Source organism: Ewingella americana, from assembly GCF_006438725.1.
Classification (GTDB): domain Bacteria; phylum Pseudomonadota; class Gammaproteobacteria; order Enterobacterales; family Enterobacteriaceae; genus Ewingella; species Ewingella americana_A.
This window is the reverse complement of sequence record NZ_RCZD01000001.1, coordinates 418,958-434,715: the sequence shown is the minus strand read 5'-3', so window position 1 is coordinate 434,715 and position 15,758 is coordinate 418,958. Positions and strand designations below refer to the sequence as shown.

The window sequence follows — 15,758 nt, the reverse complement described above, 5'->3', positions numbered from 1 at the left end:
GGTGTGGTTGCATATCGTGTTAGGCCTGAGTGTCTACGTTAACTTCAGCAACCACCGACGTCGCGGTATCGCCTCCAGAGACAGGGGTGAGTTTGTAATAAGCCTGAGCGCTCCCGGTGGGGATTGCCATAATATTGGCAGTCGGTATGACTTCGCTGGCCAGCTTCGCCGTGACTTCATCAGCCGTCACGACGTGGTCAACTTCGTAATTGGAGTCAGGAAGATTGATATTGCTTTCACTGTATCCTTCCCAGACCACGTGCAGAATATCGCCAGCGGTCATTTTCAGGTAAGTCATATCAATTGGGGTACCACCATCGCTTCTGGCTTTATTGATATTGATTGTCCCTGTCGTTGCTTCCGGGAAGGTCGGTTCTGGCAGACTGGCTGGTAATGTTCCACCGGTTACCGTCACGGCACAGGGTTTTGATACCGCGATGTTTTGATTGGAGTCTATGTGTTCATAGAACAGCTGGTATTTGCCATCAATCAGGCAGGCTGGCGGGAAAGTTTGGGTGATATTGATGCTAATAACCGAGTTTAAATTTTTCGCGGTGATATCAATGGAGGTGTGGTGAACGTTATCCCAATAGAAAATGATCGAATCACCGATTGCCTCATTGTTGTATTTAGGGACCTTCACTACGATATCGTTCTTGAGGTCATATTCATCAATATCACCGTCGAGGCTGCCCAACACATAGGGCGCAGTGACGTTACCACTCTGGTAACGTGCCGCCGCCAATTTGTAGCTGCTGCCAACGCTGGCTTTTACCGGGACAATGCCTTCGTAGGCAGAAGTGACAGTCACCTTCGCGATACCCAGCGCATCGGTTTTCGACGTCGTGGCGCTGAGTGCATCCTCATTACCGGCCGTGGTGGTCCAGGTCACGTCGGTACCCGCAGGTGCTGCTGTACCATCCGCTGCGACAACTTTGGCCGTGATAACTTCTGGCGTATTGATTGCGGCAACCATAGGGGAAGTTGTGGCTCTGCTGATGGTAAATTCATCCGCGCCGACGCGGTTTTTTTGAGTGGAAATAGTCATAGTAATGCCTCTTTATCAAGAAAGTGTATGGGTTAAAACGCTTCAGAGACGACGAGAAGGAAACGACACAATTGGATCGTCATCTCGGAACAGTGCTACAACTCAATAATAGTGAGATAAAAAAAATCCGATGGGCAAAATAGGCGCAGCAGGTGGGCATTTTTGACGCGCTAAAAATAAACGATTGTTATCGATGTTAAATGTTGTTGAAAATCAAATACCCCATCTGTCAATAGCTCGTTATTAGATGAGTTCATTTTATTGGTGAGGGTTTTTTTATATTGAAATCATTATGTTAATGTGGATTTTACTTTTGGTTAGGCGATATTGGTTTGATGCTGTAACACACTGTTTTTATAAGAAATAATAGGTGTTGTTAGTATTTTAAGTCCAAAATAGGACGAGTTTTTTTATTGATGGCATTAAGTTATCTCTGTAATGTAACGCACATTAAAGGACGTATCCTGTGGGGCGTTAATATATTAATTACCTCGTTGCTTATCTTTGACACTCAACACCCCCCTCCCGAAAAAATGGTTTTGATTTACATCCGGGTCGTTCTAATTATAACCTTTCAGATTGCTAATTACGTTAATGCTGAGGGGTTGAAATATTTCCCGTTCAATGTTATCGCTAATATAGAACCACTTAATCATGAATAAAGTAAATTTAAATATGGCAAGGTTGCAAATTGCATTGCAGTTTGTCATTGCTATTTCACCCGTATTTACTGTTCCCTATTCTCTGGCTAAAAATGATGCCTTGTCTCCATTCTCTGTGGATCGGAGCAGCAGTAAATTGCCCGCAGATAAGGGTTTTGCCCCTTATTCCTCTGAGTTAAGTACGGCGGCTTCGGCCGTGTCCAATGCGAACCCTGCGATGGCGGGGGCCTCACTGGTGACGGGCCATGCGGCCAACACCGTCGAGCAATGGCTCAATCAATTTGGCACTGCACGCGTTCAGCTTAATGTGGATGATCAGGGCAACTGGGATAACAGTGCGCTGGATTTTCTGGCGCCGGTTTATAACAGCAAAAAGGCCATGCTCTTTACCCAATTAGGTATGCGTGCTCCCGATGGTCGGGTCACCGGTAACCTTGGCGCTGGGGTGCGTACTTTTTATCTCGACAACTGGATGTTAGGCGGGAATGTCTTTTTCGATGATGATTTTACCGGAAAAAATCGCCGGATGGGGTTAGGCGGTGAAGCCTGGACCGATAATCTTAAGCTGTCCGCCAATAGCTATTTCGCGATCACCAAATGGCATGATTCTCGTGATTTTGATAACTATTATGAAAAACCGGCCAATGGTTATGATGTTCGAGTGGAAGGCTATTTGCCTTCCTACCCGCAGTTAGGCGGGAAGTTAATGTATGAAAAATACTTCGGTAATGATGTCGCGTTATTCGACAAAGATACCTTACAGAATGACCCGTCGGCGGTCACCGTAGGGGTAAATTATACGCCTGTGCCATTAATTACGCTGGGAGTGGATTATAAGCGCGGCCAGAGTGCCATGCATGAAACCACGATTGGCGCGAACTTCCGCTACACCATAGGCCAACCCTGGGCCCAACAAATATCCCCTGCACAGGTGGCGGTTCAACGTAGTCTGGCAGGTAGCCGTTATGATCTGGTTGAGCGTAATAATGAAATTGTTATGCAATATAAAAAGAAACCGGTCGATAACGTCCTGACCGATATGCAAATAACCAACGCGAAAGATAATAGTCCCGCAGATGGCGTTACGGCGAATATCGTTTCGGTCAAAGCCTCTACCAGCAATGGTGCATCCGCCAGCAATGCCGTCATCAACTGGACCGTATCCGGTCAGGGGAAATTGAGTACCACATCCAGCGTGACTGACTCAAGCGGCGTGGCCTTCGTGAATGTTACCAATCAGTCTGCTGAGCAGGTTTCTGTCACCGCGACATCGGGTGCCATTACCCGTTCGACGATGAGTGCTTTTACCCAGTCAGTGGCGACCGTTGATCTGCAAATGACCAAAAATAATAGTCAGGCTAATGGCAGCGACCAGAATATCGGGCGTGTGCTGGTGAAAGACGCCAATGGTCAATTGATGTCCGGGGTCGCTATTCAGTGGAAAGTGAATAACGCGGCGATCATCGTGAGCAGCGATAACCAGAGTAATGATCAAGGTCAGGCTGAGGTGCATTTCACCAATAGTACGGCGGGCGATGTTTCGCTTAGTGTCGATGCTTCAGGAAAAACTGCATCAACGGGTTCAACGTTTACCTCCATAGCGAAGACATCCGTCGCGGTGGTGATGGCCAAAGACGGTTCTCTGGCAGATGGCACCGCGGCCAACTTAGCGCAGGCGACGGTGACTGACAACAGCGGGAAAGCTATGCCAAATGTGACAGTAAACTGGTCAGTCACCGGTGGCGCGAAACCGACAGCCAGTAGCTCAATAACTGATGCTAACGGCCAGGCCACCATGAACTTCACCGATCTGACGGTTGAAAGCAACCTGACAGTGACGGCGACGGCGGACGGCCAGAGTAACAGTGCGGTGACGCAGTTTGTGGCAATACCGGTTGCCAGCGTTGCGGTGATGATGACCAAAGATGCTTCTGCGGCCGATGGCAGCGCGGCTAACGAGGCGCAGGCTACAGTGACGGATGCCAATGGCAAAGCGATGCCCAATGTAACAGTAAACTGGTCTGTAACGGGTGGTGCGACGCCGACAGGCAGCAGTTCGATAACCGATGGCAGCGGTCATGCGGTCATGAACTTCACCGATCGGACCGTTGAGGCTAACTTGACCGTCACCGCGAATGCGGGCGGGAAGAGCGGAAGTGCGGCTACGCAGTTTGTGGCAATACCGGTTGGCACAGTGGCGGTCACCATGACCAAAGATAATTCTCTGGCAGGTGGCACCACGGCCAACGTTGCGCAGGCGACGGTGACTGACGCTGGCGGTAAAGCCATGGCCGGGGTGACGGTAAACTGGTCCATAACAGGTAGCGCAACGCCAGCAGCCAATAGCTCACTCACTGATGAAAACGGTCATGCCACCATGAGTTTCAACGACAATACCGTTGAAGACGGTCTGGCGGTGACGGCGACGGCTGATGGTCAGAGTGGAAATACGACCACCCGCTTTACGGTGAAGATGGGGGACATTGCGGTGACTTTCCCTACTGCGCGCACTGGCATCAATGTTAATGCAGTCAAAAGTGGGTTGATTATCTACGTTAACTATACGGGGATGCAGGTTGGTGATCAGGTGCAGGTTAACTTTGTAGTGAAAGGCGATGTTGCCCTAATATCGCACAATCAAGTTCTGCCGGATCATACTTTCGCCACTTACACCGTGACTTCGGCGGATATTGGTAACCCATTGAAATTTACCGTGCCTAAAACTGAGGTGGAGGGTTTGGAACCTGAATCAGTCAATAGTTTGACGGGGACGGCGACAGCCGTGGTGAATAGCCCACTGACAGGTATGGAGAAAACGGGAACCGTGTCAGCAAATGTCGATACGCAGGCGTAATTATTAGCGATTGTTGTGGCGCGATATCAAGCCCTGCCTTCAACGGCTGGGCTTTTTTTGCCTGTTAGCAGACCAGACCGCTTTTTGAGATGCTACCGGTTGTCACGTCTGTGCGGGGCTTGCGGCAATGGCCGGGAGATGGGTGAAGGGAAAATCATTGAAAGCGTTGTAGTATGAGTGCGCATGACACACTGTTAATCAGGGAGAAAAGAGTGAGAATTCAGAAACGCGGGATGGGGTATATCGCCATTGTGGTCGATGATTATGACCGGGCCATCAGTTATTACACTGAACAACTCGGTTTCACGCTGATGGAAGACACGCCGCAGGAGGGCAAGCGCTGGGTGGTGGTCGCGCCCTCGCCGGAAAGTGAGTGTCATCTGTTGCTGGCGCGTGCGTCGAATGCCACGCAGGAAACCTTTATTGGCGATCAGTGCGGTGGCCGGGTGTTCCTGTTCCTGCACACGGACGATTTCTGGCGTGACTACCATGCGATGAAAAACAAGGGCGTGCATTTTTGTGAAGAGCCGCGCGAGGAAGAGTATGGCACCGTGGTGGTGTTTGAAGACCTGTACGGGAACCGCTGGGATTTGTATCAGAATGTGCAGCCCGCGCAGTCATAATATCAGGGCGGGTGTGGCCTGAGGTCTGGCCGCCCCGTTTTTTCCCCTGAATTTCCCCGTTCTTTGCGAGAAAAGACTTTGCAAAACAGGGATGTTTTTACCATTCTTAGTTCAGGCCTTCGTCCCTCCTCATAGCTGGAACTATCTTGCAAAACATCAGAGTCACTGTGCAGCACGCGTTGGACCGCACGAAGTGGTATCACAAACGACGTTCCAACCGTGTGCTGTTCTGGCGTGAAATTACCCCTCTGGCGATACCGATATTTTTCGAAAATATGTGCGTATTGCTGATGGGGGTCCTCAGTACGTTCCTGGTCAGTTGGCTGGGCAAGGAGGCGATGGCGGGGGTCGGGCTGGCCGACAGTTTCAATATGGTGATCATCGCCTTCTTCGCGGCGATCGACCTCGGCACCACCGTGGTAGTAGCCTTTAGCCTCGGCAAGCTCAACCGCAAACGGGCACGCGCCGCGGCCCGCCAGTCGCTGGTACTGATGACCGGTTTTGCCTTTCTGCTGGCGCTCGGTATTGAATTTGCCGGGACGCACATTATCGACTTGATTGCCGGCAGCGCCGAGCCGCGGGTCAAAGCTTTAGCCCTCAATTATCTGACTATCACCGCCTGGAGCTACCCGGCCGCCGCTATTGCGCTTATCGGCTGCGGTGCGTTGCGCGGTGCGGGCAACACCAAAATCCCGATGCTGATTAACGGCGGCATGAACATCCTCAATATCATGATCAGCAGCGTGCTGATTTATGGCTGCTTTGGCTGGGGCGGACTCGGTTTTACCGGTGCCGGATTGGGGCTGACCATCGCCCGCTATATCGGTGCCGCCGTGGTCATTTATGTTCTGATGATTGGCTTCAACCCTGCGTTGCGTATTCCGCTGAAAAGTTATTTCAAACCGCTCAATACCGGCATCCTGATGGAAGTGCTGAGTATCGGTGTGCCTGCCAGTATTGAATCAGTGCTGTTTAACAGCGGGAAGTTGCTGACACAAATTTTCGTGGCGGGCATGGGGACCGATGTTATCGCGGGTAACTTTATCGCCGCGTCTATTGCATCGCTGATCAACCTGCCGGGGAACGCACTGGGCTCGACCTCAACCATTATTGTCGGCACGCGTTTGGGAAAAGGCCAGATGGCGCAGGCCGAGCATCAGCTCAAACATATCTTCTGGTTGTCGACCATTGGGCTGTGTGCGCTCTCCTTGCTGTCGGTGCCACTGGCCGGGGTTTTGGCCTCGTTTTACACCAAAGAGGATGACGTTATTCACGTGGTGAAAGTGCTGGTGTGGCTCAATGCTGCGTTTATGCCTTTCTGGGCAGCCTCATGGGTGCTGCCTGCCGGGCTGAAAGGGGCGCGCGATGCCAAATTCACCATGTGGGTGTCACTGCTGAGTATGTGGGGCGGACGTATTGTCGCCGGGTACCTTCTGGGTGTGGTGCTGGGCTTCGGCGTGGTGGGGATCTGGCTCGGTATGTGCCTGGACTGGATCATCCGCGGCGCCTTTTTCTACTGGCGCCTCGCGAGCGGCAAATGGTTGTGGAAGTACCGCTGATCGTCAAACAGCAACGAAAGTGTTCATCGTCCAGCCCGATTTCCGGGTTAGTTTGGGGTATATCCGTGTTGTGTTTCAGCACGGATGTTGCCTGGCTAACCGCCGCTCTAACCTGCTCGCGCAAAGCCAGTGCCCTCGGGGTTGGCACGCGTTTGCGGCCAGCCTGAACGAACACGGGATCTCCCAGCGTTTCCATGATGTCATATGCATTAATTACGATCTGAGCAGAGTTATAAAGATCCGATCTGTGTTCTTCTAAATGCTGTTAACGGCAGATATAAGCGGCTTGTAGGTATTTATGTCAATTCTGCTGGCGCGGGTGAGGCCATTAATGGTGACTTAACTGTCGATATCGCCATCCTGTTTCCCCATTATTTCAATTCGAGTCGAGAAATCGCCACTGTATTTCACCATGGGTATCAGGTGCAGTTCTGACTGTTATTTTTGGATATGAAAAAAACAGTCATTTAAGATGCTGGATTTCTACCGATTTAAATATATATCCGGTTTGTTGATTTGCCAGACAAAGTTCGGCCGATTGACCGGACTGTAACCTATTTTTTCATAGAGCCAGGGGGCGCTGTCTGTGACAAGCATAATACGGCGAAGACGAGACATGAGAGGGTGAGACTGGCAGCACTCCATCAGCCAGCGACCAAGGCCAGTTTTATGGTATTCATTGAGAACATATACGTCACAGAGATATCCGAAGGTTGCAAAATCTGTCACCAGACGCGCAAAACCAATTTGTTTTTCTCCCTCCAGCAGGGCAAAACACAAACTATTTTCAACAGACAGTCGGACGGTTTCCTCATCAATACCTGGAGCCCATGAGCTTGCTTTGAGATAACTATGAATGGCGTGCAGATCGAAACACGAAGGATTGGTAGTAACAGTAAAACCCTCTTTATGGTGATCCAAATGCTGATACTTCATCGATCATTTTTCCTTATAGACAGACTTAGCGAGTTTTTTCACTCACCGTCATAATAAAAATTGTGCGTGTATTATCCGGGTTTTGTACGAGTGGGGAAGATCTGTTTTAGCCACCACAGAACACCCTGGATTCACCCGATAAGCGTGAACGCTTATATTAAGCTCGAGCATACCATTCAGAACATACCACAGTGCAAATGAGCCTTCAGAGTGCCCAAGGGAATCAAATTTTTCTCCTGGCTCCATCACCCATTCCCAGAGCTCAACCCTATCCGGGCCGGTCGATCCCGCCAGTAGTCTTGCCCGTCCTCCTTTTGGTCCCTGCCACAACTCAGGAATATCCGCCGGATCAATAATACGCGCAATCCTTCTATTTCAACCAGCATACCTTTGCTGATATTTGCACGTCGCGACAACTCATCAAACGAGATTTTCTACTGTTTACGATACTGTTTTATCCTGGCGGAAATAGCCTCGTTTATGGTGCTTACATCCGCGCCGGTCATTATATTGACCTTTTTGAACATGGGTCGATATTATAAAGTAAATTAGCCATTATAGGATAATCCAGTGCTAACAGTCTCTCCGTCAATCAGTCAGGATATCTATCGTCAAGTGCCTGGATTTCGGGCACTCAGTATTTATGTAAAAGCTGCCCCAGTAGCAAATACCCAGGTGGGGGAAGAAGCTTTGCGTGAAGCCTGTGCTGCTGTTCTCTCAGGGAAGCCTGAATGGGCTGAGGCTCATCTGGCTGCATGGGCCGCAGTGTTTCGTGGGTTTGGAGCAAAGCCGAAGCGCACCCCTTGTTCTGCCGAAGCTCTGCGTAAGCGTGTCCAGCGAGATGGCTCGATGGCTGCACTTGATCCCGTTGTCGATTTATATAATGCCGTCAGTCTCCGGTACGCTATTCCCGTCGGCGGCGAAAATATTGCGGCCTACAATGGCGCACCCCGTCTGGTCATTGCAGATGGCACTGAACTCTTTGATACCATGAAAGAAGGGGCCCCCGCTATCGAGTACCCGGAAGCTGGAGAGATCGTCTGGCGTGATGATTCGGGTGTGACTTGCCGTCGCTGGAACTGGCGCCAGGGTGTCAGAACGCGTCTTAGCGCAACGGACGGACAGATGTGGTTCATTCTTGAAAGTCTACCTGAAATGCCGCTGGAAGCGCTTCATGCCGCGGGTAAAATGCTGACTGATGGCCTGGAGAAAATGATGCCCGGATTAAGGTATGAAGCAACCTTAATCAGACTCGTTGGCCCTGAGTAATTTATAAGGAATAAAATATGTTCAAGGGGTTGTGTGCTTTCCCTTTGACTCCTGTTACCACGCAGGGTGTTGATGAGAAAGGATTTACGAAGCTTCTTTCCCGGCTCACAGAAGCTCGGGTGGATTCTATTGGTGTGCTGGGTTCTACGGGCAGCTATGCCTATCTGACGCGTGAGCAACGCAAACGGATCACGCTGATTGCCAGAGAGCAATCTGCAGGTATTCCCTTAATGGTTTGCGTGGGCGCTGTCAGTACTGAACAGGTTCTGCAGCATGCCGAGGATGCGCAAAATGCAGGCGCCGAAGCGCTCTTATTACCTGCAATGAGTTATCAACGGCTTAGTGATGATGAAGTCTTCGGTCTGTTCGAGACGGTAACCCAGAATGTTTCACTGCCGGTGTGCATTTATGATAATCCGGGGACCACTCACTTTGAGTATTCTGACGAACTTTATGGCCGCTTATCAGAATTACATGGAGTACGTTCAGTAAAAATACCCGGTGTCCCGAACAGCCCTTCAACTGCCGCACAACGGGTGAAACAAATACGTTCACATCTTTCCTCTGACGTTAGTATCGGGATCAGCGGAGATGCTTTCGCCGGCCTGGGTCTGAATGCAGGCTGTGATATTTGGTATTCCGTCTGTGGTGGGCTGTTTCCCATCACAGCCAAAGAGATTACCGAGGCTGCAGCAAAAAATGATAAAGACGGGGTTACAGAACGGGTTGCCCGCCTGGAACCTTTATGGGCGCTGTTTCGCAAGCACGGTGGCAGTCTTCGAGTCATTGCCGCTGCCGCCGGTATAATGGGCATTACAGAAATTGACTGTCTGCCACGGCCTCTCCGTCCCCTGCACGCGGATGATGTGACCGAAATTGCCAGGGTAATATCACAACTTGGGCTGGACTAACCTCTGCGTAAGACCAGCATAAAGCCTGCTGGTCATTATTTATTTGTAGTCGGGGGAGGTTACTGGCAATTAAAGAGTGAGTCAGGGATGATTTAAACAAATCGTGGCTTTGTTGAATAAATCGGATTTATTGTTTTGAGATAGTCCTCAAATAACTTACCGCTCTCTTGCCTGAAATGTTGGCCAGTTCCCACAGCCAAAGAAATATTATCGACTCTTAAATTACGAAAGTCCGAGCGATTTTCGCACCAAACTGTCAGTAGCCACACATCATCAAATACTGTCAGACCAAGTGGGCGCGCTATTCGGTTACTCTCTCTACCCCGAAGATCAAGATAATTAATATTCAGTTGGAGTCTTTTACGAATAGCATCGCGAAGAAAAGCCAAATGTTTAAAAGCCCTCTCATTCTCCACAGTCTGTCGAGAAACAGCACGGAGAGGTAACCTCTTGTAAATATCTGTTTTTTTCACATCGATCACCGCACTGATCTTAGCTGAAACTCGGTTAGCGGCGGCTGAAAGTACATCATCGCCACGGGCTCCTATCAGCCGCATGCCAAGCATGATCGCGTCCAACTCATCGGGGGAAAAGTTAAGTGGTGGGAGAAAAAAATCTTTTTCGAGCATGTAACCTAAGCCCGATTCTCCGCGAACAGGCGCACCGATTGCCTGAAGCGTTGCCATATCCCTGTAGATAGTTCTCACCGATACATTTAAAGCCTGGGCCAGCACTTCAGCCGAAACCGGATGAACACGGCCGCGAAGGTGGTCGAGTAAGGTGAATAGTCGAATAGTTTTCATTCCAGGAGAATACACCACCCTGACAGGAACTGTCAGGGTGGTGTATTACGATAAGGACCTCATCTCACCATGTTAACGGAATGCGTAATGACTACCCCATGCTACGAAATAGTGACCTACCAGGTAAAAACCCAACCGGAAGCTGATGCTGCGAGATCATCTGCACAACGTCTTCTTAAGCATTTTCCCGGATTTATCGACTGGATTGCATTGTCTGGTACTGATGACTCAACGAAACGAGTGGACCTCGTTACCTGGAACAGCCATGAAGACGCACTGACGGCAGCGAAAGCCGTCGAGCTCCAACCCGAATTTTCCTCTTTCAGAGCTTCTGTCAGTGGTTTGCAAAGTATGGGGCACTATATCCCTCAGGAAAAACAAACACCTGCACTGATAAAAGGGTATGGAATCGAAATTGGGAGATTCCGTTTAAAACAGGGTGTTCAGGAAAGTGAAATGCGTGAAGTTTATAGCCGAATGGTTGAAGGTCACCTGGCACTTCAGCCTGGATGGAAAAGTCAGCATCTGGTGAGTTTGAATAATGCGGTATTTGTCGATCTTGCATTTGCTGATAGCCAGCTCTGTGCAGAAGCAATTTGTGCATCCTGGCAAGGGCAAGCCGTATGTGATGCTTTTCTGGAAATGATTGAACCTGAAAGTATGGAGTTTGGCTCGTTATGCTAAATGCATAAAGGAGCCTAGCCAAAATCGAATGCATACACGCTTTCTGTTTTTGGCCTGACTGCAGTAATAGTTCTACCCGGCTCATGTATGCCGGGTAGAACAAAAGTAGCTCTGTCCCAAAATCCTGCTCTATTCAGAAACAAAATTTCGGCATGATAAACACTTCCGTCAATCTTTGCTGTAGTGGATCCCTCTGGGCTGACGTTGCCCGGAAATCTCTGCGTACAGATTCGACCGGCCTTGTTGAATAAATCGGATTTAGATGACAGATCCCCCCCTGTCAGTCATTTTCTCAGACAATCCGTACACTTTCTGGCATGCCTGCACGCGTCATTTTGTTCAATGCACGGATCATGGTCATAGCCTCGTGGCTATCGTCAGGGATGTGGTGATCTGATCCTGATTGCGGCCAACAATTCGATTTATTTAACAACGCCTATCAGATCACAACGCTCCTGAAGGTATCCCGGTAAAGCCGTATTGTTCATAAATGATTAACTATTAATCTTCTGCTGCCGATACTCAAGGTTCAACTAATCCAAACAAGCCTGCACAGATGAAACTATCAACACGACTTATTACAGGTTTTACAGCAATTATCATTTTGCTGATGATCACCGCTTCCGCAAGTCTGTACGGTTTGGGGATAATGAATGGTAAATTCCGTGAGATCGTTGACGTAAACCAGAATGAAACCAAGTTTGCCGTCAATATGACCTCCACCGTGCGCGACCGGGCTATTGCTGTCAGGAACCTGGCATTGATCACTAGTCAGGACGAACTGAATACAGAGTGGGCAAGGTTCGTTGCGCAGTCGGAAATTTACATTAAAAACAAGAAGATGCTTGAAGAGTTATTCGCCCGGGAGCCGACAACGACAGAAACCGAAATTCGGCTTATGTCTTTAATAGAAAAAAATGAAGCGGCTGCGATGCCCTTACTCATCAAAGCCGCTCAGTTGGGTAAAAATAGTAATCGTCAGGAAGCCACAAGGGTTTTGCTGGAAGAGGCAAGGCCGGTGCAGAAAGAGTGGCTGGACAATCTCAATAAGCTGACAGAGTTTGAAAACGTCCTCAATGTGCAAGCCGGTAGCGAAGCCCAGCAAACCTTCTCTGTTTTTTTCAAGCTATTAATTTTGCTTACCATTATTTCAATCATATGTGGCGGCGCACTTGCTTTACTTATTACCCGGAGCGTTCTCAGGCAAATTGGTGGTGAGCCAGCAATTGCTCAGTCAATAACCACCGCAATTGCATCAGGAGACCTGAGCAAAAACATCATACTTTCTGAAAAAGACACGGGCAGCATCATATTTTCACTGAGTGTTATGCAGAGTCGCCTCAGGGATATTGTGAGTGGGATAAAGCAGACGGCAGATTTAATTTCACTGGCATCAGATGAAATTGCTCAGGGAAATACCGAATTATCGGCAAGAACGGAACAGCAGGCGGCTGCGCTGCAAGAAACGGCAGCAAGCATGGAACAGCTGACATCAACAGTTAAACTCAACACCGAAAACGCAGCTGAGGCCACCCAAAGTGCCAAACTGACCTCGCAGAAAACAGACCAGGGAGGCCGCTCAGTGAAAAAAATGATTTCCATGATGAGCAGCATCTCCGGGAGTTCGACAAAAGTGGCTGAAATTATTACGGTTATTGAAAGCATTGCTTTCCAGACCAATATTCTTGCTCTTAACGCAGCAGTAGAAGCCGCGCGGGCTGGTGAACAGGGGCGTGGTTTTGCCGTGGTGGCCGGAGAGGTTCGTACGCTCGCACAGAGAAGTTCGGTGGCGGCCAAAGAGATTAAGCAGTTAATCGGTGAATCCGTGGATTTTGTCAAAGAGGGAACTGTCGTTGCGAACGATACCGGCAAGGTTATTGAAGACATTATTCAATCAATTAATGACGTGTCGACCGTGATGAGTGAAATTTCACTGGCATCGGGAGAACAGAGTCTGGGCATCATGCAGGTAAACGTGGCCGTTGGGCAAATGGAGAGTGTCACGCAACAAAACGCCTCGCTGGTAGAGGAAGCCTCTGCGGCCACCGATGCTCTTGCAGATCAGGCTCGTAGCCTAAAAGAGATGGTCAAAGTATTTATTGTCTGACCTTTAAAGGCGTCAGATTTTAGGTCTGACGCCTCTTCCTTCGATGCTTTTCCCTGCCTAACGTGTTTTTAGGCCGTCTTCTAATAATTTGCGGCCTTGTTGAATAAATCGGATTTAGAGCACTTTCAGTTTTCATCCCAACCTTAGAACAGGCGCTCACTGATCCAGAACTCTTCCACGCGAATGATGTTAGAAAGGTCAAAACCTGTCATGTCTGCTTTGAATTCATCGCTCTGCATGTATTTTCTGTCTAAGGCTTTAGCATCACTTTCTGCAGGGTAACTGACTATCGCCATCACCTTATCCGCATTCTCTTCAGCCCCGAGATAGACGTCATTTACTGCAATACCAAACTTTGGCAGGCTTGATAAGTGTTTCATCCAGTGGTGTTGAAAATACTCTAAGGCAGCGATTTTACTTTTCAGTGTGTAAATTCTTAATTGCTTCATGACGTATCCTTAATGACGTTGAAATATTCTGGATAGCTAGCAGGTCGGTGATTATTCCGGTGATGATAATGTGACGGTGAGCAGAGAAATGATCTCTTCGGTCAGCGCCGCCAAAGAGTCGTGCGATCAGTGCCATATCCACCTCAGCTTCGGCAACGATTCTGCGCAGTGACGTGCCCTCATCGCCATAACGTGAAAAGTGACGGATAGCGACAGGCATGAGTGACTCTTTCCCCCGTCTCCTCCGAACCGTCATCTCCCTCACCCGTTCGTCGAACACGTTATCCGGCATTCGACTCTCTTTTGGTGGCGATGGTCTCTGGTTAGTCTGTTTTTTTGTTTTGTTCCAGAGTCGTAAAGTCGGTCATAAACTTCTTCAATAATCTTTCCAGTTCAGCACCCTCATCATTTGGCCAGTTCTGAAAGATGCTGCCATAAATGAGTGCGCGCGTTTGATCGATTTTATCGGTCATCACTTTTCCTTCAGCGGTAATGACGGCTTCATTAATTCGCTTATCCTTTACATTCTTCTGTCGCCGGGCCAGACCGGTTTGTTCGAGTTTCGCTATTTGGCGGCTCACCGTCGTGTAATCCCGACCCACCCGGTCGGCGAGTTCTCCAACACCCATTGGGCCAAAGCGACCTATCAGCACCAGCAGTGGAAATAAAGCGCGATCAAGATTTATCCCGGAATCTTTTATCATTATTTCATCACGTTGCGGGCGATTAAAGGCGCCGACGATAGCCAACAACGTATCATGCAAATCATCGAAGTTTGAGTGGTTATGTGTATTTTGCACTTTTTTCATTGACGGTCTCCGGGAACAAGAATAATGTGTGTATTATACACTTATAATTTCATCAACAGAAGGTGATATCAATGAAAGCAGCAATTGTTATTGAGAAAGGCGAAACGCCGGTTTACGGTGATTTCATGGATCCTCAGGGCGATGAACGGCATATCGTGGTCAATGTGAAAGCGGCCGCGATCAGTCAGCTGGCTAAGTCACGGGCTGCAGGAACTCATTACAGTTCAGCGGTTCAATATCCGTTCATACCCGGAATCGATGGTGCCGGTTACCTGACTAACGGCGACCCGGTCTTTTTCTTCGCCTTGAACTCTCCCTTTGGAAGTATGGCGGAGATGACACTGGCTACCACCCAAAGTATCGTGCCGCTCCCTGGAACACTTGACCCCTCAATGGCAGCAGCAATGGGTAATCCCGGTATGTCATCCTGGACGGCTTTAACGCGCCGGGCACAGTTGCGAAAAGGGGAAACGGTTCTAATCAATGGCGCGACCGGCACGTCAGGCGGTCTGGCAGTGCGTATCGCCCGTCACCTGGGCGCTGGCAAAATCATTGCGACCGGGCGTAATACTGAAGTGCTGGAAAAGCTACGTCATCAAGGTGCGGATATTACGCTGACGCTGGATGAATTGCCGCTTGAACTTCCCAAACTGATGGAGGAGGGGATCGATGTCGTTCTGGATTATCTCTGGGGTGAGAGTGCACTTGATATCATGAAGTCTGCCGTGGCGGGAGGTGCCAGGGTAGTCCGTTTTGTACAGATCGGCTCATTGAGCGGACAAGAAATACCGTTGCACAGCAAATTGCTGCGCTCATCAGGACTGACCCTGATGGGCAGTGGTCTTGGCAGCGTATCCAATGCAGAGTTAGTTTCTTCTGTAGGGGAACTCTTACAAGCTGCTGTGCAGAGCGATTTCTCCATCCCATTCCGCCTTCGCCCGTTAAGTGAAGTGAAAGACGCCTGGAATGAAGATGACAGCCGTTGCCGCACGGTTTTTACCCTCTGATATCAAGATGATTTACGCATACGGCTAAGCGAGTCTC

At 49.3% G+C, this 15,758-nt stretch carries 14 protein-coding genes and 1 pseudogene; 8 read left to right on the top strand and 7 right to left on the bottom strand.

All coding sequences use genetic code 11. From position 1 onward, the window contains the following. Positions 1–19: 19 nt before the first annotated feature. Positions 20–1,048 (bottom strand): Ig-like domain-containing protein, encoded by a 1,029-nt coding sequence (locus tag EAH77_RS01890; RefSeq protein WP_140470101.1) that lies wholly within the window; start codon positions 1,046–1,048, stop codon positions 20–22. A gap of 654 nt (positions 1,049–1,702) precedes the next feature. Here EAH77_RS01890 and EAH77_RS01885 point away from each other — a divergent pair. From EAH77_RS01885 to EAH77_RS01875, 3 genes are all read left to right on the top strand, one after another. Next, positions 1,703–4,564, top strand: coding sequence for an inverse autotransporter beta domain-containing protein (locus EAH77_RS01885; protein ID WP_140470100.1), 2,862 nt, complete (start codon positions 1,703–1,705; stop codon positions 4,562–4,564). Between the two features lie 212 nt (positions 4,565–4,776). Then, a complete protein-coding gene (locus EAH77_RS01880; RefSeq protein WP_140470099.1) occupies positions 4,777–5,187 on the top strand; it encodes a VOC family protein in 411 nt (136 codons plus the stop codon). Between the two features lie 146 nt (positions 5,188–5,333). Next, on the top strand, positions 5,334–6,746 hold the full coding sequence (locus tag EAH77_RS01875; RefSeq protein ID WP_140470098.1) for an EmmdR/YeeO family multidrug/toxin efflux MATE transporter: 1,413 nt from the start codon (positions 5,334–5,336) through the stop codon (positions 6,744–6,746). Between the two features lie 483 nt (positions 6,747–7,229). On the opposite strand, the gene EAH77_RS01865 is transcribed toward EAH77_RS01875, so the two are convergent. Together EAH77_RS01865 and EAH77_RS01860 are read right to left on the bottom strand one after the other, a co-directional pair. Continuing rightward, on the bottom strand, positions 7,230–7,682 hold the full coding sequence (locus EAH77_RS01865) for a GNAT family N-acetyltransferase (RefSeq protein WP_140470097.1): 453 nt from the start codon (positions 7,680–7,682) through the stop codon (positions 7,230–7,232). Between the two features lie 25 nt (positions 7,683–7,707). Beyond that, positions 7,708–8,209: pseudogene (locus EAH77_RS01860) on the bottom strand (helix-turn-helix domain-containing protein). A 43-nt stretch (positions 8,210–8,252) separates the two neighbouring features. Here EAH77_RS01860 and EAH77_RS01855 point away from each other — a divergent pair. Together EAH77_RS01855 and EAH77_RS01850 are read left to right on the top strand one after the other, a co-directional pair. Continuing rightward, positions 8,253–8,951 (top strand): B3/B4 domain-containing protein, encoded by a 699-nt coding sequence (locus EAH77_RS01855; protein ID WP_140470096.1) that lies wholly within the window; start codon positions 8,253–8,255, stop codon positions 8,949–8,951. A 17-nt stretch (positions 8,952–8,968) separates the two neighbouring features. Further along, positions 8,969–9,862 carry a dihydrodipicolinate synthase family protein gene (locus EAH77_RS01850; RefSeq protein ID WP_140470095.1) on the top strand — a complete coding sequence of 298 codons (894 nt, stop codon included), beginning with the start codon at positions 8,969–8,971 and terminating at the stop codon, positions 9,860–9,862. A 92-nt stretch (positions 9,863–9,954) separates the two neighbouring features. Here EAH77_RS01850 and EAH77_RS01845 read toward each other — a convergent pair whose 3' ends face one another. Then, complete coding sequence (locus tag EAH77_RS01845; protein WP_140470094.1) at positions 9,955–10,665, bottom strand: helix-turn-helix transcriptional regulator; 711 nt, start codon at positions 10,663–10,665, stop codon at positions 9,955–9,957. A gap of 87 nt (positions 10,666–10,752) precedes the next feature. Between EAH77_RS01845 and EAH77_RS01840 the strand changes: the two genes are divergently transcribed. Both EAH77_RS01840 and EAH77_RS25665 read left to right on the top strand, forming a co-directional pair. Further along, positions 10,753–11,349 carry a hypothetical protein gene (locus EAH77_RS01840; protein ID WP_140470093.1) on the top strand — a complete coding sequence of 199 codons (597 nt, stop codon included), beginning with the start codon at positions 10,753–10,755 and terminating at the stop codon, positions 11,347–11,349. A gap of 556 nt (positions 11,350–11,905) precedes the next feature. Beyond that, complete coding sequence (locus tag EAH77_RS25665) at positions 11,906–13,456, top strand: methyl-accepting chemotaxis protein (RefSeq protein WP_140470092.1); 1,551 nt, start codon at positions 11,906–11,908, stop codon at positions 13,454–13,456. 143 nt (positions 13,457–13,599) lie between these two features. On the opposite strand, the gene EAH77_RS01830 is transcribed toward EAH77_RS25665, so the two are convergent. The 3 genes from EAH77_RS01830 to EAH77_RS01820 all read right to left on the bottom strand — a co-directional run bounded on the left by EAH77_RS01830 (position 13,600) and on the right by EAH77_RS01820 (position 14,714). Further along, entirely contained in the window at positions 13,600–13,905 is a 306-nt protein-coding gene (locus tag EAH77_RS01830; protein WP_140470091.1) for a hypothetical protein, read from the bottom strand. Continuing rightward, on the bottom strand, positions 13,871–14,125 hold the full coding sequence (locus EAH77_RS01825) for a hypothetical protein (protein WP_140470090.1): 255 nt from the start codon (positions 14,123–14,125) through the stop codon (positions 13,871–13,873). Before EAH77_RS01825 ends, EAH77_RS01830 begins: the two co-directional genes overlap by 35 nt. A 103-nt stretch (positions 14,126–14,228) precedes the next feature. Next, the gene (locus tag EAH77_RS01820; protein WP_140470089.1) at positions 14,229–14,714 is read right to left on the bottom strand and encodes a MarR family winged helix-turn-helix transcriptional regulator; all 486 of its coding nucleotides are present in this window, start codon (positions 14,712–14,714) and stop codon (positions 14,229–14,231) included. A 71-nt stretch (positions 14,715–14,785) separates the two neighbouring features. Between EAH77_RS01820 and EAH77_RS01815 the strand changes: the two genes are divergently transcribed. After that, positions 14,786–15,721, top strand: a complete 936-nt coding sequence (locus EAH77_RS01815; RefSeq protein ID WP_140470088.1) for a quinone oxidoreductase family protein — start codon at positions 14,786–14,788, stop codon at positions 15,719–15,721. Positions 15,722–15,758 lie beyond the last annotated feature (37 nt).